General features: G+C 34.0%; 18 protein-coding genes. 4 read left to right on the forward strand and 14 right to left on the reverse strand.

The genetic code is table 11. The features are described from left to right. Window positions 1-93: 93 nt before the first annotated feature. The 3 genes from B5X47_RS08090 to ltaE all read right to left on the reverse strand — a co-directional run bounded on the left by B5X47_RS08090 (window position 94) and on the right by ltaE (window position 7428). A complete protein-coding gene (locus B5X47_RS08090) occupies window positions 94-5349 on the reverse strand; it encodes a diguanylate cyclase (RefSeq protein WP_159446438.1) in 5256 nt (1751 codons plus the stop codon). A gap of 129 nt (window positions 5350-5478) precedes the next feature. Next, window positions 5479-6378 (reverse strand): YegS/Rv2252/BmrU family lipid kinase, encoded by a 900-nt coding sequence (locus B5X47_RS08095; RefSeq protein WP_079589646.1) that lies wholly within the window; start codon window positions 6376-6378, stop codon window positions 5479-5481. A gap of 21 nt (window positions 6379-6399) precedes the next feature. Continuing rightward, window positions 6400-7428, reverse strand: coding sequence for a low-specificity L-threonine aldolase (gene ltaE / locus B5X47_RS08100; RefSeq protein WP_079589647.1), 1029 nt, complete (start codon window positions 7426-7428; stop codon window positions 6400-6402). 304 nt (window positions 7429-7732) lie between these two features. Between ltaE and B5X47_RS08105 the strand changes: the two genes are divergently transcribed. Next, window positions 7733-8017 carry an ArsR/SmtB family transcription factor gene (locus tag B5X47_RS08105; RefSeq protein ID WP_013360790.1) on the forward strand — a complete coding sequence of 95 codons (285 nt, stop codon included), beginning with the start codon at window positions 7733-7735 and terminating at the stop codon, window positions 8015-8017. 110 nt (window positions 8018-8127) lie between these two features. Next, on the forward strand, window positions 8128-10611 hold the full coding sequence (locus tag B5X47_RS08110; RefSeq protein WP_330395753.1) for a CoA-disulfide reductase: 2484 nt from the start codon (window positions 8128-8130) through the stop codon (window positions 10609-10611). A 613-nt stretch (window positions 10612-11224) separates the two neighbouring features. Here the strand turns inward: B5X47_RS08110 and B5X47_RS08115 are convergent. Then, entirely contained in the window at window positions 11225-11746 is a 522-nt protein-coding gene (locus B5X47_RS08115) for a peptidylprolyl isomerase (protein WP_079589648.1), read from the reverse strand. A 184-nt stretch (window positions 11747-11930) separates the two neighbouring features. Between B5X47_RS08115 and B5X47_RS08120 the strand changes: the two genes are divergently transcribed. Beyond that, entirely contained in the window at window positions 11931-12290 is a 360-nt protein-coding gene (locus B5X47_RS08120) for an ArsR/SmtB family transcription factor (RefSeq protein WP_079589649.1), read from the forward strand. A 2-nt stretch (window positions 12291-12292) separates the two neighbouring features. Beyond that, on the forward strand, window positions 12293-14524 hold the full coding sequence (locus B5X47_RS08125; protein WP_242951028.1) for a heavy metal translocating P-type ATPase: 2232 nt from the start codon (window positions 12293-12295) through the stop codon (window positions 14522-14524). Window positions 14525-14677: 153 nt separating this feature from the next. Here the strand turns inward: B5X47_RS08125 and B5X47_RS08130 are convergent, their stop codons facing one another. From B5X47_RS08130 to B5X47_RS08175, 10 genes are all read right to left on the reverse strand, one after another. Beyond that, on the reverse strand, window positions 14678-16192 hold the full coding sequence (locus tag B5X47_RS08130) for a flotillin family protein (protein ID WP_079589651.1): 1515 nt from the start codon (window positions 16190-16192) through the stop codon (window positions 14678-14680). Window positions 16193-16471: 279 nt separating this feature from the next. Next, complete coding sequence (locus tag B5X47_RS08135; RefSeq protein ID WP_079589652.1) at window positions 16472-17041, reverse strand: HDIG domain-containing metalloprotein; 570 nt, start codon at window positions 17039-17041, stop codon at window positions 16472-16474. 116 nt (window positions 17042-17157) lie between these two features. Beyond that, a complete protein-coding gene (locus B5X47_RS08140; RefSeq protein ID WP_079589653.1) occupies window positions 17158-18012 on the reverse strand; it encodes an LPXTG cell wall anchor domain-containing protein in 855 nt (284 codons plus the stop codon). Between the two features lie 38 nt (window positions 18013-18050). Beyond that, entirely contained in the window at window positions 18051-18605 is a 555-nt protein-coding gene (locus B5X47_RS08145) for a TasA family protein (RefSeq protein ID WP_079589654.1), read from the reverse strand. An 89-nt stretch (window positions 18606-18694) separates the two neighbouring features. Beyond that, on the reverse strand, window positions 18695-19339 hold the full coding sequence (locus B5X47_RS08150) for a TasA family protein (protein WP_079589655.1): 645 nt from the start codon (window positions 19337-19339) through the stop codon (window positions 18695-18697). Between the two features lie 87 nt (window positions 19340-19426). Further along, window positions 19427-19993: a signal peptidase I gene (locus tag B5X47_RS08155; protein ID WP_159446440.1), complete on the reverse strand. Its 567-nt coding sequence runs from the start codon at window positions 19991-19993 to the stop codon at window positions 19427-19429. Between the two features lie 16 nt (window positions 19994-20009). Next, complete coding sequence (locus B5X47_RS08160; RefSeq protein WP_079589657.1) at window positions 20010-22643, reverse strand: VWA domain-containing protein; 2634 nt, start codon at window positions 22641-22643, stop codon at window positions 20010-20012. A 218-nt stretch (window positions 22644-22861) separates the two neighbouring features. After that, complete coding sequence (locus B5X47_RS08165; RefSeq protein ID WP_079589658.1) at window positions 22862-24109, reverse strand: AfsR/SARP family transcriptional regulator; 1248 nt, start codon at window positions 24107-24109, stop codon at window positions 22862-22864. Between the two features lie 100 nt (window positions 24110-24209). Further along, window positions 24210-25220, reverse strand: a complete 1011-nt coding sequence (locus B5X47_RS08170; protein ID WP_079589659.1) for a hypothetical protein — start codon at window positions 25218-25220, stop codon at window positions 24210-24212. Window positions 25221-25253: 33 nt separating this feature from the next. Beyond that, on the reverse strand, window positions 25254-25886 hold the full coding sequence (locus B5X47_RS08175) for a metallophosphoesterase (protein WP_079589660.1): 633 nt from the start codon (window positions 25884-25886) through the stop codon (window positions 25254-25256). Window position 25887: the final 1 nt, after the last annotated feature.

A 25887-nucleotide genomic window follows, 5' to 3' on the forward strand; every position in this document is an offset into this window, starting at 1 on the left:
TATCCATATCAAGATTTGAGTTCTCTACATACTAATGATATCAGATTAAGTCATATAAGTGAATAATCAATCTGTACTAGATAAAATAATTCACTACATAAAATCTCCTATTATCGGAGCAATGATTTGTGCAACAGAACTATCTACTATACTAAACTCCTTGAATCTAACTGGAGCGCACATATAAAGCACCCCTTTTTTCTTGCCTTTATGAATTATCGGTGTAGATAATACACTATCCCATTCTGGCATACCAGTAAGCTCATCCAGCTTGGAAACTTGCTCCCAATCTGTCAAATAAAGGCTTTTTTCCTCATCATAGCAGGTTTTGACAATATTTAGGTTTATTTGATTTTCAAACCCATGCTTGATTACGAAGGTTCCTTGTGAGGTTCCCTTAATTAACGATTCTATTTCAGAGTCCTCGTACTTAATTATAAAGAGCTTTTCCGCCTCAAAATATTTGAGCACATCTAGAATGTACTTATCAAACACCTCTGTATCACCATCGCTTGTTTTTATTAGATTAATCGAGTTGACAAACAGGTTTGAGCGCTGATGATTTTCGCCAAATATAGACGCAATTATATTTTCTTTTTTCCTGTCAAAAATCTCAGAGTTATTTAAAGTATTATCCCAAATACACACTTTATTACGCCCTGAATCCTTTGCTTTGTATAGCGCTATATCAGCCTTGTTTATAAGCTCTTCCTCCCATACCCCATGCTCTGGATATGTGGATATACCCATACTTACAGTTATAGGCTTGCCTTCTAAATCCTTCAGCTCATTATACATTTTTTCTCTGATTCTATCAGCTATGCTATAGGCTTCTACAGCACTTGTGTGTTTTAGAACCAGTACAAACTCTTCCCCTCCATACCTTGCAAATAAATCAGAGCTTCTAATAGAGCCTTGAACTATTTTCGAAAACCGTTTTAAAGTAATGTCTCCAAAGCCGTGGCCAAAGGTATCATTTACAGATTTGAAAAAATCAATATCCATAATCACTAATGAAAACATAGATTTTTGCCCTTGAGCACTTTCAAGCTCATTTTTAATAAAAATATCAAAATATTGTCTATTGTAAGCTTGAGTTAGCTTATCAATTGAATATTTTAGCGAAAGATTATAATTATCTATAAAAGCAGAAAGTAAATTAATAAATTTTCCTATTTCCACATAAGACTCTTCAGTAAAGCTATTTAAAACCATTTTTGATTCTAAATAAACATATCCAATTATATTATTTCTTGTAAGCCTTCTGTCATTTAGCTGTAGATTGTCCGTGTATATAGGTATACACATAAATCCTTTAGCTTGCGATGGAAGAAGGCTTTTGAAAATAGAATCGCTATTTTCTACAAATTCCGATACTATAAGCTTGTCTTGGACTACATCCACTTGATTAAAAATCATTTCTAGCTCTTGAGTATCTCTTATGTCATTTACACTTGATATACAGTTTATTTCTTTATCCTGTCTTAGATAAATACCTCCAGTTTGAGCCCAGGTAATAGTCATAAGCTGCTTTAGTAAAAACTCTATATTTCCGATATTCGAGTATTTAAGATTCTCTATTATAGAATCTGTGCTCAGCTCATCTCTATCCCAGTTCAGATGTTTTTTCGCTTCATCTGTAAAGGTCTTATCTTTTAGTAATACTTTTAAAATTGCATTTTCATCAACTATAGCTTTTATGGATTCCACATTTGGATTATATATATCAATTTTTTCAAGCTCAGACAAATGTAAATCTTCTATTGATAATATCCTAGTTATAATACTTGATAGCATACTTCCCAAGAAGTTATCCAAATTCATTTCTTTATTAAAGCTGTAAATTTTATCCTTTAGCTTAATATAGTTTTCAACCAGATAGCTTACACCTATAAAATAATGCTTATTCTTTATATAGTCCTCACTCAAAATAAGATTAACTTGAAATAAAAGTCTCATGTCAAAGCTTGGATTTAAGTTAACTGCAAGCATTTCCATATAATCTGTTCTAGCATCAGTTGAATTAATATAATATTTCATATAATCTCTTATGTTTCTTGCTCTAATGCTTTCTTTTATATCTACATTGTCTAGAACCCATCCATAGATTTCGTTTATAAGCTCTGACTTAGAAAAGTATTTTGCTATAAGCCCTATATCCAAAAACCTTTTTACTGAATATGGATATCTAGAGAGCTCTTTAGTAACTTCAAATATCTCTCTAAGGGTTCTTTCTGCATCTTCGCTCGATTCAAGCTTATCAAGATTTGCAAATAAAGCTACAGCTTTTGAAGTAATTGCTTGGAAGCCCATTAGCTTTGTTTTTGAATCTGAAATTATCTTAACATGTTTTCTTACTATATCTTTATTTCCAGCATACATGTTAAGTACTGCTTTAATTTCATGATAAAACAAAATAGCTCTATCGTATTTTATATTCTCATCAAACAAATACTCAGCCTTTTTTATATAAACTCCAGCATTTGAAAAATCTAACATCTCAATCATAATATGAGCCATATAAATGTAAGCGTAGAAAACTAAATCCTTTTTCTTTAATGAAATGGATGCCTCTATGGATTTATTAAAATAATCGATTGCATCTTCATAATTTAAATTTCTAAGAACTGCTTCCCCTAAATTAAAGTTTGAAATAGCAACCTGAGGCATGAGCTTATTTGCTTCAGCAAAATCCTTCATCAGCTTGAAATAATGCATAGCATTCTGGTTATCAAGTAAATATTCAGAGTAGATAAAACCAAAGCTGTTATAGGTCTGGGCTATTCCCATCTTATCGCCAGTGTGAATGAACAAATCCAGTATTTTTTCATGAAGAGCTAGCAATTCTTCAGTTGAATAGCCCTCCTCGTGATAAATCACGCCCTTATAGTAAAGTACCCAAGCATAATGCTTCTTATATTTTCCTTGGCATAGCGTTTCTGCTGACTCTATCCATTTTTTTGCTGATTCATACTCGCCTATCTTAATTAAATACGAAAGCATTGAGATGTAATAATCAAGCTGAGCTTTAGTATTAGAATAGCTTTTTAGTGCTTTAGCTATCTCGGCTAGCGTAGCTTTTGCCAAAACAAAATCATTTAGCTGCATATAAACATCTGCTATTTTGTTTAAGGTTACTAATATAACTTTATGATTATTAATCGATTTTGCAATCATCAATGAATCCTTAAAATAATCATTTCCTTTAGACAGCATACCTTCTTTCAGGCATCTATTTCCTGCCTTTTGGTAGGTTATTATCTGCCTTGTATGGTCCTTGGATAAAACCGCCTGCTCTATAGCTTCTTTATCCATTTCAAACGCTTCAATAATAGACCCTGCTTTAAAATATTCTTCTGCCTTTTTTATAGCATATACACTAGCCTCTTTATGGCTTTTAGATTTCTTAAGATGGTAAATAAGCTCATCAAGCCGTCTTCCCTTTAATGATTTTTTCATGCTCATTGTATTTTGAGCCATCTGCTTATGCTTTAAAAGCTTTATATCTGCTGGTATACTGTCATATACCTTTTTCTTAAATACTCTATCCTCAAACTCATAATAATATCCATCGTCATTAAACTGAGTAATTAAAATTTTCGCTTTCACCAAATCCATCAAGCTATCCACTATATCGATGAACTTAATATCTGGTGAATACATTGTGGCTAAATCCTCAGCAGTTGATGGGTTTTTAAAAAGCGAAAGATTGATTATAGCCTCTTGCTGTATATAATTAAGTACTTCTAAGTATTTTTGAGGGCTTTCTAAGGATTCCTCAGAGATTTTGAGGTCATCGTATTTATCTGACTTAAAAATCCACTTTCCTGCATTATCAAGCTCGAGTATCCTCTGATCAATAAGCTCAAACAATATGTTTTTTACATGCTTGATATTTCCTATAGTGTCTTTATATATTCTAGTTGCTATGTCTATAGGATTGTAATCTATACACAAAATTGATTTAATTAGCTGAGTAGTTTCATCTATAGTAAGATTATTGAGCATATAGCTTTCAGTTTTTTCAAGTGGAATATTATCTTCTGACGTATATATTATCAGTAGCTTTTCCTTTAATTTTTTATCATACATCAAATATTTTATGATTTCGATTGAATCAACATCGGTTTCCTTTAAATCATCTATTATTATTGCAGAAAGCTGAGAATCAATAGCCGTTTTAATAAAGGTATTTATTTGAGAATAGCTAGTGTAATCATCCTTTTCACAGCTTCCACTTTTTAAAAATGCCTTTACCTTTTCGTATTTATTAATAATATCATAGCCTCTTTCAGCTAATATTTTGCTGACTACTGGGAGCATACTCTTGTATTTAAGTATGGGTCTGTCTTCATCAAAGCTAGCAAAAATATTTACACCATTTAGTGAAAGCTGCTTTCTAATATGCCTCAAGGTTTTTGTCTTTCCTGTATTTCTATCTCCCTTTATCTCATAAAGAAGTACTCCATAGTCTCCAGCCTTGAGGTTATTTACTCCTTTAAAAATAGAGTTCTTAATCGAGTCTCTAATTACAAGTCCAGGTTTTCTATCTATATAATAATTTTTATCTTCAAAAAGAAACTCATAATCCTTGTCGCAAAAGAAATTTATATCCTCTATTATTTGAGTGATAGACATGTATCGATCTAAATATCTATATGCAGTCATCTTGTCAATAACAGGTTTGATTTTATTCCCAAAATTTACTTCAAATGAAGGATTCTTTAATAGACTCTTAAGAACCATTCCCAAAGCATAAATAACAGATAAGATAGTAGTACTTTCTCCAGAATAAAGCTCTGGAGCTCTATACTTTAAATCTGCTCTTTGCTCGTGAGATGAAAAGCTTATATTTTCAATTTGAGTTAATAAAAAATCTTTAATTTTAATATTGTGATTGTCATCTAGATAAATATGCTCTGTTGAAGCAAAATCATAATAAAAGCCTCTTCTAATCATAAGCTCAAATATTCTCAGTATATCTATAAATTTATCTAATAAAATATCTGAATCTGTTTGTTCATATGAATAATCTAAAAATGAAGTATTATAGTCGAACTTCTCAACAACAAAATAGTAATTTGTCCTCTCTACAGGTTTTCTATCGATAGAAAACACCATATCCACATGCTCGCCTTTTACAATATAGGGATGCTTGATACTAGAATAGACTTGAAAATCAGATATGAATTTTTGCATAGCAAGGCTAGGCATCATTTGTGGCTTTACAATGAAAATTCTAAACGATGCCTCGTTTGGGTAGAGTATATCCTTTGCAACATGGCATGAAAATACTCTATTACTATATTCCGTCTCTAATATTCTGTATCTATTATTGATAATCTCCATACATTTCCTCATCCCAACTCACTATTTTGTTTAGGACCTTTATCCTAACTATAAGTATATCATACCATAAAATAAAAAAATATAAATAATTTTTACTAAATTGATATAATATACTTTTATCTAAATAGATTAAAGTTTTGTCTTAGGTACAAAAACCTCAATTGCTTCTTTTCTAACCTCTACTTCAATAGGAAGCATAGGTCCTTTTTCTCCATCTATGCTCATATTAACTTTCTCAGTTGAGCTAATTTTAAAATAATCTGACTTTAGAAGAAGTACACTATCACTTTTTAGATAGTCTTCTCCTCTCATCATCATAAGGAACATGTTTGCTATTTCTATAGGATTTCCTTCTCTAAGCACTAGCATCTCCATAAGTCCATCGGAAATATCAATCTGACTTTCAGAAAATACTCTTTTAAAGCTTCCTACATGGGTCCCATTTAGTATCATAACTAAATACGCATTCTCTTTGTAGATATCAGTGCCAGTATCTATTTCTAGTGGATAAGATTTTAAGCTTGCAAGCTCACTTAAGGCTTTCAAATAATATGCAAAGGGCCCTAGCTTTTGTTTTAGCTCTGGCTCAGTTTTAAAAGAAGCCTCAACAAACATCCCTCCTGCTAAGCTCGACAGGAAGCTGTGTTTTGAATTTACTATACCTACATCTACACTATAGCTATGTCCTTGGCAGATTATATCAATAGCTTTTTCCATATCCTCAGGGATATCTATATTATGAGTAAAATTATTGCAGGTTCCAGTTCCAAGAGTTCCGTATGGGAGCTTTATACCTTCTTTAATCATCCAGTTAGCAACATTTCCTATAGTTCCATCGCCACCTGCCCCTATAATCATATCTATATCTTTTCTATGCATAGCTTCTATTATTTTACTGTTATCTTCAGCTATTCTATACATATCTAAGAAAATGTCGTTTTCTTGAAATTTTTCAATTATCCTGTCAAGCTCTCTTGGAACAAGTCTATTTCCTGATAGTGGATTATAAATGAATAAGGCTCTTTTCATAACAGACCTCCTGATGATTTATTAATATCTTCTCATCTCATTTATTACCCCTAAAACCTTATCTATATCTGATTTATTAATATAATAATGACAAACAAATCTCATAAGCCCACCTTCAGCAGGATTGATTTTGATTCCATTTTTGAAGAAATTTTCATGGGTAAGCTGGGCTTCTAGTCTTTCATCTGTAATTTTAAAAAATACCATATTGATATCAAGAGCGTCCTTAATTACTTCAATTCCTTGAATTTTATCCAGCTCCTCTGCTAAATATTTAGCATTATCGTGATCTTCAATAAGTCTTAATCTCATTTCCTTTAATGATATTAAGCCTGCAGCTCCTAGCATTCCAACTTGTCTCATTCCACCACCTAGTAGCTTTCTTTTTTTTCTAGCTTTAGCAATAAATTCCTTGCTTCCTGCTAAAATTGAGCCTACTGGTGCACAAAGGCCTTTTGAAAGACAAAACATAACAGAATCAGTATATCTAAGCATGTCCTTTGCATCCACCTTTAAAGCCGTAGCGGCATTGAATACCCTAGCTCCGTCTAAATGCACAGGAATATCATGAGCCTTTGCAATAGCATAAATTTCTTGCATATGCTCAAGAGGAAGTACTGTTCCATCTGAATAAGCGTTTTCCATACATATAAGTCCTGTCTCTGGATAGTGGATATCATCTTCTCTTATAGCTTCTTTTACCATTTGAGGATTCATTTGTCCATTAATAGCTGGCATGCTTCTAAGCTGTACTCCAGCTATTACTGAAGCAGCTCCAACCTCATGCATAACTACATGACAATCGTGTGGAAGGATTACTTCATCTCCTCTATTACACCAAGTAAATATAGCCAATTGATTTGCGAAAGTACCACTAGGCACAAATAGTGCAGCCTCTTTGCCTACTAAATTGGCCGCGTACTCTTCTAGCTCCTTCATAGTCGGATCGTCTTCATAAACATCATCCCCAACTATTGCGTCCATCATAGCCTCTCTCATTCTCTGTGTAGGCTCAGTAACAGTATCACTTCTTAAATCGATATATTTCATTATAAAATCCTCCTTTAGCTTTCTTATATTATAATATTATACATTTTCTCATTATCAATAGAGCAATATATTCGTTGTATTAAAGCATCTTTATATTGTAGCCATTTACCTAATGACTACATAACTGTTAGTCCATAACTACTAGAAAAATTAGTGTTCCTCTTATAATAGTACTACAATTATATCTATTTTAGTATAATTATTAGGCTATGGGGAGAAATTTTAAAAAATATTTTTGACTAATTATTGACAACCACATTTATATATCGTAATATTAGAATATAACGAAATACAGGAGGAACAAATGAACAATTTTGATATGGATTTTAAACAACTGGAAGAAACCTCGGAGCTGTTAAAAGCACTAGCCCATCCGGTAAGGCTATGCATAGTAAGAGGACTTATTGGCAATGGTCCTTGCAATGTAAGTAATATGCACAGCTGTCTTAACCTGCCTCAATCAACTGTATCTCAACATGTATCTAAGCTAAAATCAGCTGGAATCATAAAAGGAGAAAGAAAAGGCACAGAGATTATTTATGAAATTTCAGACTCAAGAATAAAAAAGCTTGTAGAATGTATTTTTTAGTTTAAACTGCTAAATATTGGAAATAATTCCAATGTAAAATAATAATAAATCTATACCAAATTAATCGTTTTATTCGAATATGTAAATAATTAAATTAAATGGAGGTTATTATGAAAAAAATATTGATAGTTGGTGGGGTTGCTGGAGGAGCTACTACAGCAGCAAGACTTAGAAGACTTGATGAAGAATCACAGATAGTAATGTTTGAAAGAGGCGAGTATATATCTTTTGCCAACTGTGGTCTTCCATACTATATAGGAGAAGTTATTCCTCAAAGAGATGCTCTTCTAGTACAGACAGTAGATGGCATGTCTGAAAGATTCAATATGGATATTAGAAATTTAAGTGAAGTAACTGCTATAAATAGAGAGAAGAAAACTGTAACAGTAAAAAATCTTAAGCTTGGAACTACTTACGAAGAAAGATACGATGTACTCGTATTATCTCCTGGAGCAAATCCTATCAAGCCTCCTATCAAGGGTCTTGATGAAGCAGATAATGTATTTACTCTAAGAAATATTCCAGATACAGATGCAATCAAAGCTCATGTTGATAATAAAAAACCAAAATCAGCTGTAGTAATCGGTGGAGGCTTTATCGGTGTAGAGATGGCTGAAAATTTAGTGCATAGAGGAATCAAAGTTACATTAGTAGAAATGGCAGACCAAATCATGGCTCCATTTGACAGTGAAATGGTAAGCATTCTTCATAAGCATGTAACTGATATGGGTGTTGAGCTTATTTTATCCGATGGAGTATCTTACTTCGACCAAAAAGGAACAAAAATCGGTCTAAACAGCGGAAAAGTGCTAGACACAGAGCTTACTATACTATCGATAGGTGTACGCCCTGAAAATGAGCTAGCAAAATCCTCAGGCTTAGAGCTAGGTGAAAGAGGTCATATAAAAGTAGACCAAAATATGATGACCTCAGATCCTAATATCTACGCTATCGGTGATGCGATAGAAACTATTGATTATATATACAATGAGCCTGCTATGGTGCCACTTGCATGGCCAGCAAACAAACAAGGAAGAATAGTTGCTGATAGAATCTGTGGCATTGATTCAAAGTATCCTGGAACTCTTGGAACTTCTATTGCAAAGGTATTTGATTTAACTGCAGCCTCAACTGGGCATAATGAAAAAGCCCTAGCTAGGCTTGGCAAAACCAACTACAAGACTATTCATATTCACCCAGGCTCACATGCTGGATACTATCCAGGAGCTTTTCCTATATCACTTAAGCTGATATTCGAAGTCCCAAGTGGTAAAATTCTAGGAGCTCAAGGCATAGGCTACGATGGCGTTGATAAGAGAATAGATGTAATCGCTACTGCTATAAAAGGTAATTTGACCGTAAGAGATATAACCAACCTAGAGCTTGCCTACGCACCTCCATATTCTTCTGCTAAGGACCCTGTAAATATGGCTGGTTATGTAGCTAGCAATATTTTAGATGGTCTAGTAGATGTAGTATATTATAATGAAATCGATAAGCTAATCGCTGATGGTGGCTTGCTAATAGATGTAAGAGAGCCTATGGAAAGAGAAATGGGCTTTATAGAAGGCTCCATAAACATTCCTCTTCATGAAATAAGAGAAAGACTAGATGAAATTCCAAAAGACAAAGAACTCTATGTATCTTGTCAAGTAGGTCTTAGAGGATATCTTGCTGCTAGAATCTTAAAACAGCACGGATATAATGTTAAGAACCTAGATGGCGGATACAAGACTTATTCTGATGTATATGGCGCTCCAGAAGCTGCTGGCTGTGCATATGTGGATGATGCTGGTGAGATGCATATAGCAGATCATAATATAGATTCTTTTACTGGAAGTACTAGCCCAGATTTAACTGTAGATGCTAGAGGGCTTCAGTGTCCTGGTCCTATAGCTCAGGTCTATGCAGCTGTTAGTACTATGGAAAATGGACAGATGTTAGAAGTTCTAGCAACTGACCCTGGCTTTAGCAAGGATATTTCTGCATGGTGTAAAAAAACAGGTAACACATTAATTTCATCAGAATTTGACAAGACTCATTTCAGAACCCTTCTTAGAAAAGGAACTGATACACCCAGAGTAGCCCCAGCTCTAGGGGCGACTAATGCTCCAGTAGTAAATGAAAAAAATGGCGCAACAATGGTAGTATTTAGTGGAGACCTAGATAAAGCTATGGCTTCATTTATCATAGCAACAGGAGCTGCATCTATGGGCAAAGAAGTAACTATGTTCTTCACATTCTGGGGATTAAACGTCCTTAGAAAGCCTGGAGTTAAAGTAGAAAAAGATGCTCTAGAAAACATGTTTTCTAAAATGATGCCAGAAGGCGCTAAAAAGCTTAAGCTTTCAAACATGAACATGGGCGGCATGGGTTCAAAAATGATAAACTATGTAATGAAAAAGAAAAATGTAGACGATGTAGAAACATTAATCGCTAATGCACAAAAAATGGGTGTAAAGCTAGTAGCTTGCGCCATGAGTATGGATATCATGGGAATCAAACAAGAAGAGCTAATTGATGGAGTTGAAATAGCTGGTGTTGCATCATATCTAGCTGAAACTGAGGATTCTGGGCTTAATCTATTTATCTAATTCAAATAAAAGTAAATATAATAAGGCTTTCAAATAAAGAATAACTATAATAACCCTAAAATATAATTTAAGTATCAAAATACTGACCCCTCAATGTTAGAATTCTAAATCTAACATTGAGGGGTCAGTTCATATTGGTATACTATATATTTTTTTGAAATTTTATTTTTTTACAAATTAAAATGAGATACCAGTCCCGACTCCAAGTATCTCATTTTTTAAGAAATTAAGGTGTAATTCCTATTTAAAATATTCAGTTGTAAAAAAATAGATGCTTTTTCGATGCTATTACCTCCTAAAAGTTGCATTAACTTTTATAACCTATTTGTTACTCAACTTTCTGGGGTTTAATCGTTTCGTATAGGACTTAGCCTATAGACTGATTAAACAAACATTCTTTGGTTGTTGCTTAAGTTCTTACTTTGATTGTCATTCGCTGCACTTTCGGTGGGAATGACTGGTATAATACTCTATTAGGATTATCTATCCTAATTCTTTACACCTGAACTTCTTATTTCATATATACCTAAATATAATTATATTAAACATTTTATTCTAAAAAAATCAGAAAATTAAAAAAATACCAAGACATAAGAAGTCTTGGTATTTTTTTCTACTGAGTTATAGGCTCTGGATATTCTACTCCAAAGGTATCTACTGTTACTGACTCTATAACTATATCCTCTAGTGGCTTATCAGAAAAATTAGTTTTAACTTTTTCTAGAGCTTCTACTATATCCATTCCTTCTACTACTCTTCCAAATCCAGCATATGATCCATCTAGATGAGGACTTACTGAAGTCATAAGGAAAAACTGTGAACCAGCAGAATCTGGATGCGCTGATCTCGCCATAGAAATAACTCCTGGCTCATGAGAAAGATTGTTTACATGACCGTTCTTACTAAACTCGCCCTTGATGCCGTAGCCTGGGCCACCAGTACCATTTCCTTTTGGATCCCCACCTTGTATCATAAAGCCTTGAATCACTCTGTGAAATATAAGTCCATCATAAAAACCTTTTTTTACTAGAGAAATAAAGTTGTTTACAGTATTTGGCGCTATATGTGGATAAAGCTCTATCTTTACTTCTCCTCTATCTTCTATTTTCATTGTTACTATTGGATTTTGACTCATATTGCCCTCCTGTTTTTCATATAAATTTACTATATTATATCATAATAATCCACTCCAAAAAATATTATACCTAAAACTTATAAAATTTAATAAATAACACTTGTCAAAAGCTCAAATCAGGATTAATATATAATTAACATATGAATATTTGCTCATATGAACAAATATAAAAGAGGTGAAGCTAGTGGCAAAAGATGCTCCCAAATGTAGCTGTGACACTATCCACGAGGATACAGTCAATGATATAAAAAGCAAAATGCCAAAGGATGAAAATCTCTATGATTTAGCAGAATTTTTCAAAGTCTTTGGTGATACCACCAGAATTAAAATCATTTATGTTCTATTTCAATCAGAGCTTTGCGTCTGCGATATAGCTGCTCTACTAGGTATGACTCAATCAGCGATTTCACATCAGCTAAGAGTCCTAAAGCAAGCTAGACTAGTAAAATGCCGCAAAGACGGTAAGGTAGTATATTACTCCCTAGATGACGAACATGTACAGACAATATTTAACATGGGTTATGCCCATATACTTGAGAGGTGATAATGATGGAACTAACGCTATATATCAATGGAATGATGTGTGCTAATTGCTCACAGAAACTCGAAGAAAAAGCATCAAAGCTTGCTGAAATTGAAGAAATACACGTAAACTACGCAAGTGCAAAGATAAACGTAAAATTTAAACAAGACTCAGATAAAAATACAGTATTTGAAAAACTAAATAAGCTTTGCACACAGATAGAACCAAAAGCCTACCTTACTGACAAAGAGCCAATGAGCCTTGGACTTGCATCTAGTGCGCCTGTTAATAAAAAAGAAAATGATAGCTGTGACTGCGATGAACACAATCACTCTCACGATGACGACCGCTCTCATAGTCACTCTCACGGTCATTCGCATTCTCATGGTCATGCTGATATTAATGTTTCTCATTCTCTTGCAGATCACAAAAAAGAAATGCTTATAATAGGTATAACCATTGCTATTTATGCTTTTGGTATTATGTATAAAGGCAGTGACATGATTAAGCTAGCAATATTTATAATAGCTTATATAATCATAGGAAAAGATGTCCTCTTATCAGCATTTAAAAACATCCTTAGAGGAGAGGTTTTTGATGAGAACTTCTTAATGTCAATTGCAACACTAGGAGCTTTTGCTATAGGTGAATATCCAGAGGCCGTAGCAGTAATGCTGTTTTACAACGTAGGAGAGTTATTCCAAGATATGGCTGTAAATCGTTCCAGAAAATCCATAAAAGCTCTTATGAACATAAAGCCTGACTATGCAAATCTAAAGGTTAATAATAATTTTGAAATAGTAAAGCCTGAGGCTGTAAATATAGGAGATATAATACTTGTAAAGCCTGGAGAAAAAGTGCCTCTAGATGGAACTCTTCTAAGCGAGTCCACTCAGATGGATACTTCTAACTTAACAGGAGAATCCGTTCCTAGAATCGTAAATAAGGGCGATACTGTATTATCTGGCTTTATTAACAAAACTCACGCAATAGAAATGAAGGTAGAAAAAACCTTTGGAGAATCTACAGTAAATAAGATTCTAGAGCTTGTAGAAAATGCTTCAGCTAAAAAAGCTCCAACCGAGAAATTTATTACTAGATTTTCCAGATACTATACTCCTGCTGTTGTTTTCTTTGCACTAGCACTAGCTATTATCCCTCCATTTTTTACAGGATTTAATTTTAGCGAGTGGCTATACCGTGCCTTGATATTTCTAGTTGTATCTTGCCCTTGTGCTTTAGTAGTGTCAATCCCTCTAGGCTTTTTCGGAGGTATAGGAGCTGCTTCTAAGCATGGGATATTAATTAAAGGGGGAAACTATCTAGAAGCTTTAAAAAATGCAGAAATAGCAGTATTTGATAAAACTGGAACACTTACAGAGGGAATATTCAAAGTACAGGAAATTACTCCTGCTCATGGAATGAACGATAATGAGCTACTAGAGCTCGCTGCCTATGCAGAGAGTCATTCATCTCACCCTATAGGTGTATCTATACTCAAAGCCTATAATAAGCCTATAGATTACGACAGAATCCAAAGCTATGAAAATCTTCCTGGTTACGGTGTAAGAGCTGTAATAGATGGTAAAAAAGTGCTTGCTGGAAATGAAAAATTGATGCAAGAAGAAAAAATTGATTATATAAATGATAAATTTGGAACCATAGTTCATCTCTCAGTTGATGGAAGCTACGCTGGTAGTATATCTATATATGACAAAATAAAAGAAGACTCAAAGCTAGCGATGCAAAAATTAAAATCCGTAGGCATACATTCTATAGCTATGCTAACTGGAGATAACGAAAAGACAGCTCTAGATATTGCAGAAAAAATAGGAATCGATAATGTAAAATACGACCTTCTTCCAGATCAAAAAGTAGCTGCTTTTGAAGAGCTTATGAAAATGTCTAGTCCAAAAGGCAAGGTTATTTTCACAGGAGATGGAATCAACGATGCTCCAGTGCTTGCAAGAGCAGATATTGGAATTGCTATGGGAAGCCTAGGAAGTGACGCAGCCATAGAATCAGCTGATGTAGTAATCATGACAGACGAGCCTTCAAAAATCGCAGAAGCTATAAAAATAGCCAAGTTCACAAACAAAGTAGTATGGCAAAACATCTACTTCTCACTAGGCATCAAAGGACTAGTCCTAATTCTTGGAGCCTTTGGAATGGCTAATATGTGGGAAGCTGTATTTGCTGATGTAGGAGTTGCAGTTATTGCAGTTCTTAATGCAACTAGAATAAGTAAAATCTAAATGTAATTTATTAAAAAAAATAAAAAAGAGTGCTGCCATATGTTGATTTCAAAAACCATCAATATATAGTCGCACTCTTTTTTTATTCTCCAGTAACGTATATTTTCCCAGAAAAAGACTTTCCTCTAAGTATTACATTAGGCAATAATTTTTTTATTCAGTTGGTGTTATATCATCTAGTTTAGTTGTTTCTATAAAGTTTTTAACCTCATTTATTTCCTTTGGTTCAGCATGCTCATGATTCATCACCATCTTGCCACCTACTATACCAGAAATTAATGCTTTCATATCTATTCCTAGTCCTTCTGTTAATCCTTCTGATATTTGAGTAGTTGAATTAATGATATCTTTTACCATTTTTGCTGAGTTGCCTTCACCATACATAGTTATCTTATCAATATTAGTTAATGGTTCAGCTACATTTTTAGCTATATCAGGAAGTACGTTGAAGTACATTTCTAGTATTGCAGCTTCTTTCATTTTTTCCATTGCTATTGCTTTTTTCTCTATACCTTCGGCTTCTGCTAGAGCTTTAGCTCTGATACCTTCCGCCTCTGCTAGCATAAAGGCTCTAACCCCCATGGCTTCTTCCTCTTTAGCTATTCTTTCAGCCTCTGCTTTTGCTTTTAATGCCTCTGCCTTTGCTATTTCTTCAAACTTATCTGCTTCTGCTTTTTTCTGTCTCTCAAATAGCTCTGCCTCTGCCTGCTGCTGTCTGGCGAATTTATCAGCCTCTGCCTTTTTCTTGATTTCAGCTTCTAGGGTTCTCTCTTTGATTTGGACATCTCTTTCTTTTATTACTATTTCCTTTTCTTGTCTTGCTAGGTTAGCATTTGCAGTGGTTATTTCTATAGTTTTACGTTGTTCCTCTTTTTGAATTTCATAAGCCGCATCAGCTTCTGCCTTTTTTGTATCCTCAGCTTTTTTAAGATCAGCTTTTCTCATAGCTAGCTCGTTATTTCTGACTGCTATTTCTCTTTCAGCATCTATACGAGCATCATTAGATTCCTTATCCGCTCTGGATTGAGCAATTTGGATATCTCTTTCAGCATCAGCCTTAGAAATTGCAGCTACTTTCTTGATTTTCATAGTGTTATCTATACCAAGGTCCTCGATGATACCACTTTTGTCTGAGAAGTTTTGTACATTAAAGGACACTATTTCTATTCCCATCTTTTGCATATCAGGTACTGCATTTTGCTGTACCTTAAGAGCAAATTCCTGTCTATTAGAAATCATGTTTTCAAGAGTCATAGTTCCAACTATTTCTCTGACATTACCCTCCAATACCTCTCCTACTATAGCTTGGATATATGCTTCATCTTTATTTAAAAAGTTTTGAGCAGCTATTGGAAGCAAATCTTCATCAGAGCTTATCTTTACAGTTACTACTGCATCTACATTTACGTTTATGAATTCCTGTGTAGGCACAGATTCTTTAGTTTTTACATCGATTTTTATAACTTTTAATGTAAGTCTATCTTTTCTTTCAAAAAACGGAATCATCACTGATGCTCTTCCTCTTATTATTCTAGGAGTACGCTTTACACCAGAAATAATAACTGCTTCATCAGGTGATGCCTTTACATAACCAACCACAATAATAATTATTAAAAGTAATATTCCTACTCCTGGTACTGCAAATTTTAAAATGTCTTCAATTCCCATATTCCCCTCCAAATTAGATTAATTAAGTGATAGATAGGAATCACTTAATTAAAAGATTAACATATATTGTATATTTATACTATTTCAAAAAAGTTAAATTCAATTACAGTTTTGTAAATCTTATGTAAGTATTTTGTAACTATGAAAAGAATATACTTTGCTAGAATATAGTTGTAAGAAAAAATGTATCATCATACTCCTAAGATATGATAGATTTTGACCCTCAAACAGAAAACTCCGGTTGCCCTACCGGAGTTTTCACTTTTTTGAATCATTATTCTATTTTAATCCAATTTCCTCAGCTACTTCTCTCATTCCTAGTATCGTATGCTCTATAGCATAGTCTAATTCCCAGCCTAACATGTCTAGCCCTTGCTGGATTACTTCTCTGGATACTCCAGCTGCGAAGCTAGGAGATTTAAACTTTTTACGTACTGATTTAACCTCCATATCCATAACGCTCTTAGAAGGTCTCATAATTGCTGCTGCGTGGATAAGTCCACATAGCTCATCTATGCAAAATAACACTTTTTCCATCTGATGCTCTGGCTTTATATCGGCAACCAGTCCATAGCCATGGCTTACTATTGATTTAATAATAGATTCATCTACATCTCTTTCTCTAAGTATTTCTTGAACCTTGATACAGTGCTCATCTGGGTATTTTTCATAATCTAAATCATGAAGAAGTCCAATAAGAGCCCATCTATCTACATCCTCTTCTCCTAATAAGTTGGCAAAATATCTCATTACGCCTTCTACTTCAAGTGCGTGCTTTATAAGATATTCTGTTTGATTGTATTCATTAAGTAGCTCCCATGCTTGTGTTCTAGTAGGTATTACTGACATCTTTACATCCCCTTTGCTAAATTAATATTGTATACATTAACAGCCTTTTATCTATAATACTACTAAAAAAATACGCCTTCAAGAGAAGGCGCATTAGTTAATTTTATATTTTACTTTTATTTCTCGTCATCATCATCTTTTCTTCTTAGTATAACAACTCCTGCTCCAAGTAATACTGCTCCAGCACTATAGAAGAATATTGGTGCCATTCCTCCTGTTCTAGGTAGCTTAGGAACTGCTAGTGGAACTGGTTCTTCCTCAATAGCTTCCTCAACTTCTGGAACTGCTAGTGGAACTATTTCCTCAGGAATAATTTCCTCAGGTACTGGTTCTACTACTGCTAGAGGTACTGGTTCTTCTGGAACATCCTCTGGCTCATCTTCATCATCATCGTCATCATCTGGTGGTGGTGGAGGTGGTGGAGGTGGTGTATCAGGTATCTCTGCTCTAAAAGACCAAATTACTCCAGCCTCTTTTCCTTGATATTCATTTCCTAATTCTTCAGGTAATGAAACTTTTAAATTCATTATTTGAGATTCTCCAGGTTCAAAAAAACCTAAGCTCATTTCATCTTTTGCATACCCTTTTATAGAGGTCTGGTCTGTTTCTCCTCTATAAACAACTTCTAGCATCAACTGATCATATAAATCTGGAGATTGGATTTCGATTCCCATATCTCTTTTTGCTATCAGCCAAACTTGAAATCTTTGAGAATAACCATTTGTTATCTTAATAGTAGATCTTTCATCATTTGGTGTTATGTCACTATCGGTTCCATCTCCTGGTCCCATATTACTAAGATCAAAAAACTTATCTCCAACAGGCTCAATTTTAAGTTGTCCTGTAGCATCACTACTAACTTCAATGTTATTTGCAAATGCTATTGAAGGCGATTGCAAAATCAGTCCAGATACTATAAGAGCTAGCGAAAGAGCTATACTAGAGATTCCTATTGCAATTCTTTTATACATGTTACCCTCCTTTCTAGGGTTTTATCTTTACCTATACCCTATGGTAAGGAAAGGATTTCAACCTCAGGCGGCAAACTTGACAAGCCCCAAACATCCATATATGCTCCATTTGTAGCTTGAACTGCCTGTGAATAAGCCTTCAACATAAATGTGTGACCATTATATTTTTCATCTTTACTTAGCAATTTAACTGATAGGTTGAGTGGGGAAGTGGTAGCTCCGGCATTAAGCACATGTTTATAATAGTAATAGCCTCCGCTTAGTACCCAGTCGCTAGAATTGTTTGTTACCTGTACATTGTTTATATCTAGCGCTGTATCCGCTTGATCTTTTTGCCATACTCCCGCTACTCTTACTCTAATATATGCACGCTTATTGCCTGTATTTTTAATCAGTATCTCTTTTGGTGTGGTCTCTCCGGCCTGCCAATTTGTAGGCGGATTAAAGTTTTCACTTAAATCTATTACTACCGTACCCGCTGTAATATCCGGGCTGACCGCTGCAGAATCGCTGAAATATGCTGTAGTAATCCCTATAATCAGCGAGGCGGCGAAGATGCCTGTTAATAGTGGTATCATCCATTTTCGTTTCATCTTCACACCCCTCTCTATTAATATTAGTTTTTAAAGAAAATCTCATTTAATTTAACTTATAGCTTCTCAAAATCTAAATTACTATTATTTTAAGTTTCTGGTACTGTTTCAAATGGAGGATTAAGTTGATCTACGTTTGCAGCTTGAACAGCTTGAACTTCAAATTCCATATCTAGTGCTGCGCCTTGATACTCATTTCCAGTTCCTGCACCATCAATAGTTACTATAAAAGGTACATTTTCAACATCTGCTAAATCATAAACTCCAAAATCTTCATCAGCTCCATTTAAGATACCATCAAGTAGGAAAACATATTTTCCATCAACCATATCTTCTTGAAGTACCCAATGACTTCCTTCTACTCCTTCAAGTGTAAGATTTGTATTAGCTAATTCTCCAACCCATCCAGCACCTACTAATACTCTTACGTAAGCTGCTTTGGTGCCTGTATAGCTGATCTTAAGCGCTCTATCATATCCACCTTGAGGAATTTCTCTGTCCTCATCAAACCCATGATAATATCCAGCATCTTGAGGTTCTCCAAATTTAATGATGTCTCCAGGATTAACAATGTCTATATCTGTAGGATCAGTAATTCCTACTTCTACAGTACCTGCAGTAAATGTTGCAGCTACAGTTTGACTATCAGTAAACCACGCCATAGTTGCCCCAGCAATAAGAGCTACTAAAACCAACACAGAAGCTATACTCATTAGCATTTTTCTTTGTAACATGATATTTCCCTCCTTAAAGTGGAATTTAATTAATAAATATATCCGAACGATTAAATAACATAAGGTAAATAATTTAAATCACTAATCTTAAAACTTAATTTCATGATTTTGAGCTTTTTTCTGCTTATCCAGCTCACTTGCATAACCTATCAGTTTAAATATTTCTATGAGAAGTAGTGCTATCGCGGGTATTATCACTACTAAAAGCATACCTTGTTTAGTCTTTATAAACTCAGTCATATATCCAAGATATGGAATATCATACTGTACTCTTGCTATGATATTTTCTGGCTTAACTGGTTCTAAGTCGATTACATCATTTGCATCTCCCTTAGTTATAAAGCTAAGCTCTCCGTTTTCTTTAGATATTTGCTCTATTCTATGTGTTACAAGTGTAGTAGAATCATCTTTTGATTTAAATGTCACTACATCACCTATAACAAGGTCCTTAGGGGATACTCTTTTACTAATTACCAAACTTCCTGTTTGAATATCTGGCTCCATACTACCGCTTTGAACTACATAGAGTCTGTATCCCATAATATCTGGTATACGACCTGCATTTTGAAGCATAGTATATACGAAAACTAAAGATACTACTGTTACTATTATAAATATAGAGTTAAATAATATACTTGTTATCTTCTTTAGCATCCCCATCACCTACCTTTTATGCTTTTGCTATTTCAATTTTCTTAGAATCAAAATTCATATCAGCTATTATTACTCCGCCTACATGGAAATAGTTCTTTTCTTCATCATCATCATAGAACCAACCAGTTTTTTTAGGTTCATTTGTTACAGTGATGCTATCTTCAGGATTAGAATAGGTGATATTAACTGGAGCTGAAATTCCAACTAGCTTATAGTTATATGGCAAGTAGGCTTCAGTTGCAGTATACAAACCTTGCTTTAATCCCCAGAATTTGTGAGTTCCACCGTAAGTGAAGTGGTTAAAGTTAGTACTTGTTTGATTCAATAAATTACCTGAGATATTAATTTCAAATTCTTTAGGAAGTCCTGTGCCATTTATTGCTTTTATTATATTTAATCTTAGTACTGGTGGTACTGGAACCTTTGGCATAGGGAAATCCATAGTTGAATTTATATTATTAGGATCCTTGTAACTAAGTGTAGCTGAAGCATTTGTATATACTGGGTTAAGCCCTGCATTAGGCTCATTAGTATATCCAAATGGTCCTACTGTATCTAAAGAGCTCCAGTTAGATGGCCATGCAGCTGTAGGCCACATATCATCTATCACTTTAATCTGATAACTCATAGTTACAGTTTCTTCTCTGATATCTCCTATAGTCCAGTCAATCTTCTTGGTTGAAGGATTATATACAGCCGTACCCTTGCTAGCTGTAATACTACTTGTTATAACCTCGAAGTGGTCGTTGACTGGTATAGACATAAAATCTACTACCCCAGCATTTGTTGCTGCATATTGAAGTTTAGTAGCAATTGTTTGATATACTGGATTTAAATTGGCTGCGCTCATTGTTTCATAATATTTTTCACTATCATAATTTACAGCTAAGTTCATTGTATCTCTTGCTATAGCTAAAACTTCTGTTTCATCTTCATATACACCAAACAATCCTATATTAAATAAATTTCCACCTAATGTTGAATATAGACTTTGGCCTGCTGTATATCCAGCAATAGTATGGACATTATGATTTATTGGATCTCCCGGTCCATAAAGATTACCATTGCTCGCAGTTGAAACTCCATCTGTCAAAAATACAACCGCTTTTACGGAATCTCTAGAACTCTCTATTTGGGATATTTTTGTGTTAGCCAAGTTGTATCCTGCTTGAGTATTAGTCCCTCCCCCCGCAACAAGAGAGTTTATATTATTAGTTAAAGTAGTTTTATTATTAGTTAATTCAGTTACAACTCTTGCATCATCTGAATCTCCATAACCACTTGCATATTGTGGACCATAAAATTCTATTACTCCTACTCTACTTCCAGGAACCTCATCAATTATTTTTTTCGCAAATTCAATTGCTGCATCTTTTGCATAATATAGTGGTGTATGCGAATCCCCTGGTATTCTGTATCCCATACTTCCTGAAGTATCAATTACAAGAAATACATCAATAGGTTTATCTGGAGGAGTCCCAGTAATTTGAAAATCTATCTGATATAATCTTTCTTCTAAATCTAATGTTTTAGCTGTTTTATCTATTGATAGAAAATCATTCTCATAAGGATTTACAACAGATAATCCAAAGCTTCTCAGCATCGGTAATTCTTGATATTTAGATATATCTACAAAAATATCTCCAGTTTCTTGTGATGCTTCAGCTAACTCAATAATTTCTGGCAATAAAGTTGCATCTCCGTTGACTACTGCAGTAGCAGTTTTGTTAATTTCACCGACTGGTCCTGTACCATATACTCTTACAGTATTTGTAATCACAGGAGGCTCTTCAGGAGCTACCATTATTTCTTCTCCTGCTACCATTATAGGTTCAGGTTGTTTTACTTCAAAACTGCCAGTGAAAACTTTTGTTTCCCCAGTTAATAAATCAAACGTTTCTATAAGATTTATCATAGGGTCTTCTACTGTAAGTCCTGTCAAATCTCCACCTGAATTATTAGTAACTTCAATAGTGTAATTAATCGTTTCTCCAGGATTTACTTGATCCTTGTCAGCTGTTTTCGTAACAATAATTTCCTCACCAGGTATTGCGGTTATCGGTGGTATTATTACCCCTCCCCCTCCAATAACTGGAACTGTCGGATCAACTACAGGATCTACTGGTGGTGCATTTGGATCAACCGGTGGTGTGTTAGGATCTACTGGCGGTGCATTTGGGTCAACCGGCTCTTCTATTGGTGGTACATTTGGATCTACAGGCTCTTCAACTGGTTCCTCTACTGGTGGAAGTTCTCCATCTACAGGTTCTTCTTCAGTTGGTGGGAGCTCTCCATCTACTGGTCCTTGAGGTGTTTCTTCATCTTCAATTACTTCTTCCCCATCTGGATTTTCGATATCACCATCAGGACTGTCTAAATCTTCTTCAGCTTGCGGTTCTCCTGGTGGCTCTTGTTCTTCTAAATTTTGCTCACCTTCTCCTTCTTGAGGTTCAATGTTTTGCTCCTCGTCCGATGCTTCTACTTGCGGGGCATCTTCGCTTTGTATATCTACTTCACCTTCCACTGAATCAGATGAAACATCCTGAGACTCTACTTCTAACTGAGAGGCATAAATAAGAGCTGGATGGATATTTACAAAAGTAAGAGCAAAAATTAAGATAATGATTTGCCACAATTTTATTTTCTTCACGGTTTCACCTCCTCATATCTTCTAAAAGTTCTTATCTTACTTTTACCAAGCTAAAATTACATAGGATTTTTATTTCAATTTGATTACAATTTGTTTTCAGTTACATTTCAGTTACGTGAAAACCTTTTTATTCATTCAATAAGAATCAACACTATTAAAACAACTAAAATGGCTCATAATTTTTGATAAGCTTGTTTTCCTTCCAATAAAAAACTGCCCTAAAAGGCAGTCTCATTGTAATTTTCATCAGTTGCTTGTATTGGTTTACAGCTAAGAGTAAATAATATTCTATGCTTTTTCTTGACTTGATTTAATAAAAAGTTCATTCTTTGATTTATTCTTTTTATCATTTCTTCGCTACTATTAAACATCATAAAAGCAAACTGATTTTTATTTAGTTTTGTTATAACATCGTATTTTCTCATATATTTGTCTACTACCGGGCCTATATCCTCCACTATCTTTACAGACTCCTCTTCGCTTATTTCTCTTAAGTCATAGGCAGACACCGTTACTATCCCAACCATGGTTTTACCTATTTCTCTTTCTTTTTTTCGAAGCTCTAGTCTGTAAAGGTTAATAAAGAAATCTTTATCGCAAAAAAACACCCCATCTGACTGCTCTGCAAGCCGTATAGTTCTTTCTAAGGTAAAAAGATCAGTACCATACTCTGAGTTTTCTCTTTTTTGTACTTTCTGATAGATTTCTTTCATTTTTTCTGAAGGCTTCATATTCATCTCAGTATAAAATCTAGAAGTAACATAGTTATAGTGGTTTAGAGCTTGATTAGCTTTATTTGATTTAAATAAGGCCTCGAGCAAATACTCATGAATTACTTCATCAAAAAAATTTATAGAAAGTGCAGATTCGCATTCATTGATTACTTCATCATATCTAGCTTTTTTGGCTAGGTGTCCTATATATTGAGAAAAAAGCATTAGATACTGTCTTTTGTAATGTGTCCTGAGAGGGAATATCCAATCATAAAATTCAGCGCCTTCAATATAATCTCCTCTATAAAGCTTAAGTGCTGTCTTTAGCTCTGATATTTTCTCAAAATTATCCTCTAATTCCAGTGGATTTAGGGAAAATTTACAAACGTAATCTTCAAATATTTCTACATCTAAAATATACTCTTTCTCTAAATTAAATACGTAATTTCCAGCTACAAAATCAAGTCTCATTACTTCACATTCAAGCTTCGAATTTATATCCTTTATTATTTTTCTTAGTCTGTGAACTTGGCTTCTTAGTGCATTGTTATAGTCTGTATAGTCGTATAGTTTAAAATTTGCTTCAATTATTCTGTTTACAGGGATTTTTTTACCTCTGTTAGATATAAAATATTTCAATAGCGAAAGTGCTTTTTGACTTTTTCCAAACTGAGTCAAAAGGGATTCTCCATCTATTAAGATATCAAAGCTACCGAAGGTGAGGATTTCTAATCTACCATTATTTAGGTCCATATACTATCTCTCCCTTATTCAGATTACTTATATCCTATTTACCCCTTTTTTATCTATAGTATCATTTTATAATTTTATGCATAAACTCCCCATAATTCATTTACTCGACTCTTGTATTTAGTATCATTTCATCAAGCTTGTTAATATTATCTACGACATCTTCTCTCATTTGGCTTATGCTTCTTTGTCTAAATACCTCTGCCATTTTAAACCTGATTCTTGGAAGCTCCTTTTCCAAGGTATCTGTCCAGTTAATTTTAGTTTTCCCCTGATATAAATCCATATCTACTATTCTAGTTCCATCGCTGGTATACTCAAAACCAAGCAGAACTTTTTTTATATCTTTTGGTGGGTTAAATGTAAAGAATCTAATTCTATACACCCCCACTGGCATAAACATTCTAGGGTAATCCTTAGTCCAAGCCTCTCCTAAAACTAATCCTAGCTCAAGTTCTTCTAAAATCTCAATTAATCTATCGTATTGAAGGCTATAGGCTTGATATCTATCGTAGATTCTTATCTCTAATTCATACCAATCCTTTTTGCCTATCCCTTCGTTAATATATCTCAGTGCATGCATTCTCATATCTGCCATAAAGGTTTCATAAGGAAGCTTGATATACAAAGCTTTTTTATAAAGGCTTCTAATAAAAACATCCGATTTCAAGCTTCTATCAGTAAAGCTTAATATTACACCCTTATCATTTCCTTGCTCTAAAAGATCTACAAAGCTACCTTCCCTACAATCATAGTCGTGCTCAATCTCACTTATAATCTTTTCCACATCACCAAAATATCTCATTACAATAATTGAAGGAGCACTTCTTACCTTTGTATTTTGGGGAGGATTTTCCTGAGATATAAATCTAGATAGTAAATCTTCGCTGCTGATATTAGCAATTATAACCTTTTCAAGATTTTCACTACTGACTTTATCAGCCATTTCTTTAGTCAAAATTACTATAGTATCATCTTCACCTGATGAATCAAAAGCCTCTTCGAGAGAAAGCTCTTGCCCTTTGCTAATTTCAAGTATATTATCTCTTAACATAGAGATGTCATCTGAAGCCCAAACTATAAAATTTACTCCATTTCTAAAAAAAGAAAACATAGACTATGCCTCCCTTGTCCTTTAAATATAACACTAAAATCCAATTCTACCTTTTTTTAGTCTTGCATCATCAGTGCCTATAGGATACTGGAGTTTATATATAGTTCCTGACTTTAGCATGATTATATTAATAGTTTTTATACCGTTTAAATAAATAGAATTTTCAGAAATTTCATCTTTTACTGAGAGGTCATGCCCATAAAGTCCATATGAATTTGGTGTGTCTTTCAGAGCTTCAAGGTAATGAGCATATTGAATTGTTTTATTTCCTAATTTAATGCTATTAGGCTCTCTGCCTACAGTTATTCTATTATCTAATTTCTTATACTCAGAAATAGCTTCTATATCGTCATGATTGCCAAGGGAAATATATATTCCCTTGACAAATGGTTTTTGCATTATTTTCATTAGGTTCTTTAGATATAATTTATATCTAGGTAAAGATTTAGGATAAAGCTCTAGTTTTATATTGTCCACTAAATCTCCTGTATGCACTATATACTCAGGTTTTAATGTCATAATCAAACTATCTAGAGCTGAAAATATGCTATATGGTGTATCTGATATATGAAGCAATATTTCTTCATTTCTATTGATTAGTGATTTAGAAACTCTTACTCTGCCAGAAAGTCTATATATCACATCCCATATATGTTCATAATTCATG

The organism is Acetoanaerobium noterae, from assembly GCF_900168025.1.
In the GTDB taxonomy this organism is placed as follows: Bacteria; Bacillota; Clostridia; order Peptostreptococcales; family Filifactoraceae; genus Acetoanaerobium; species Acetoanaerobium noterae.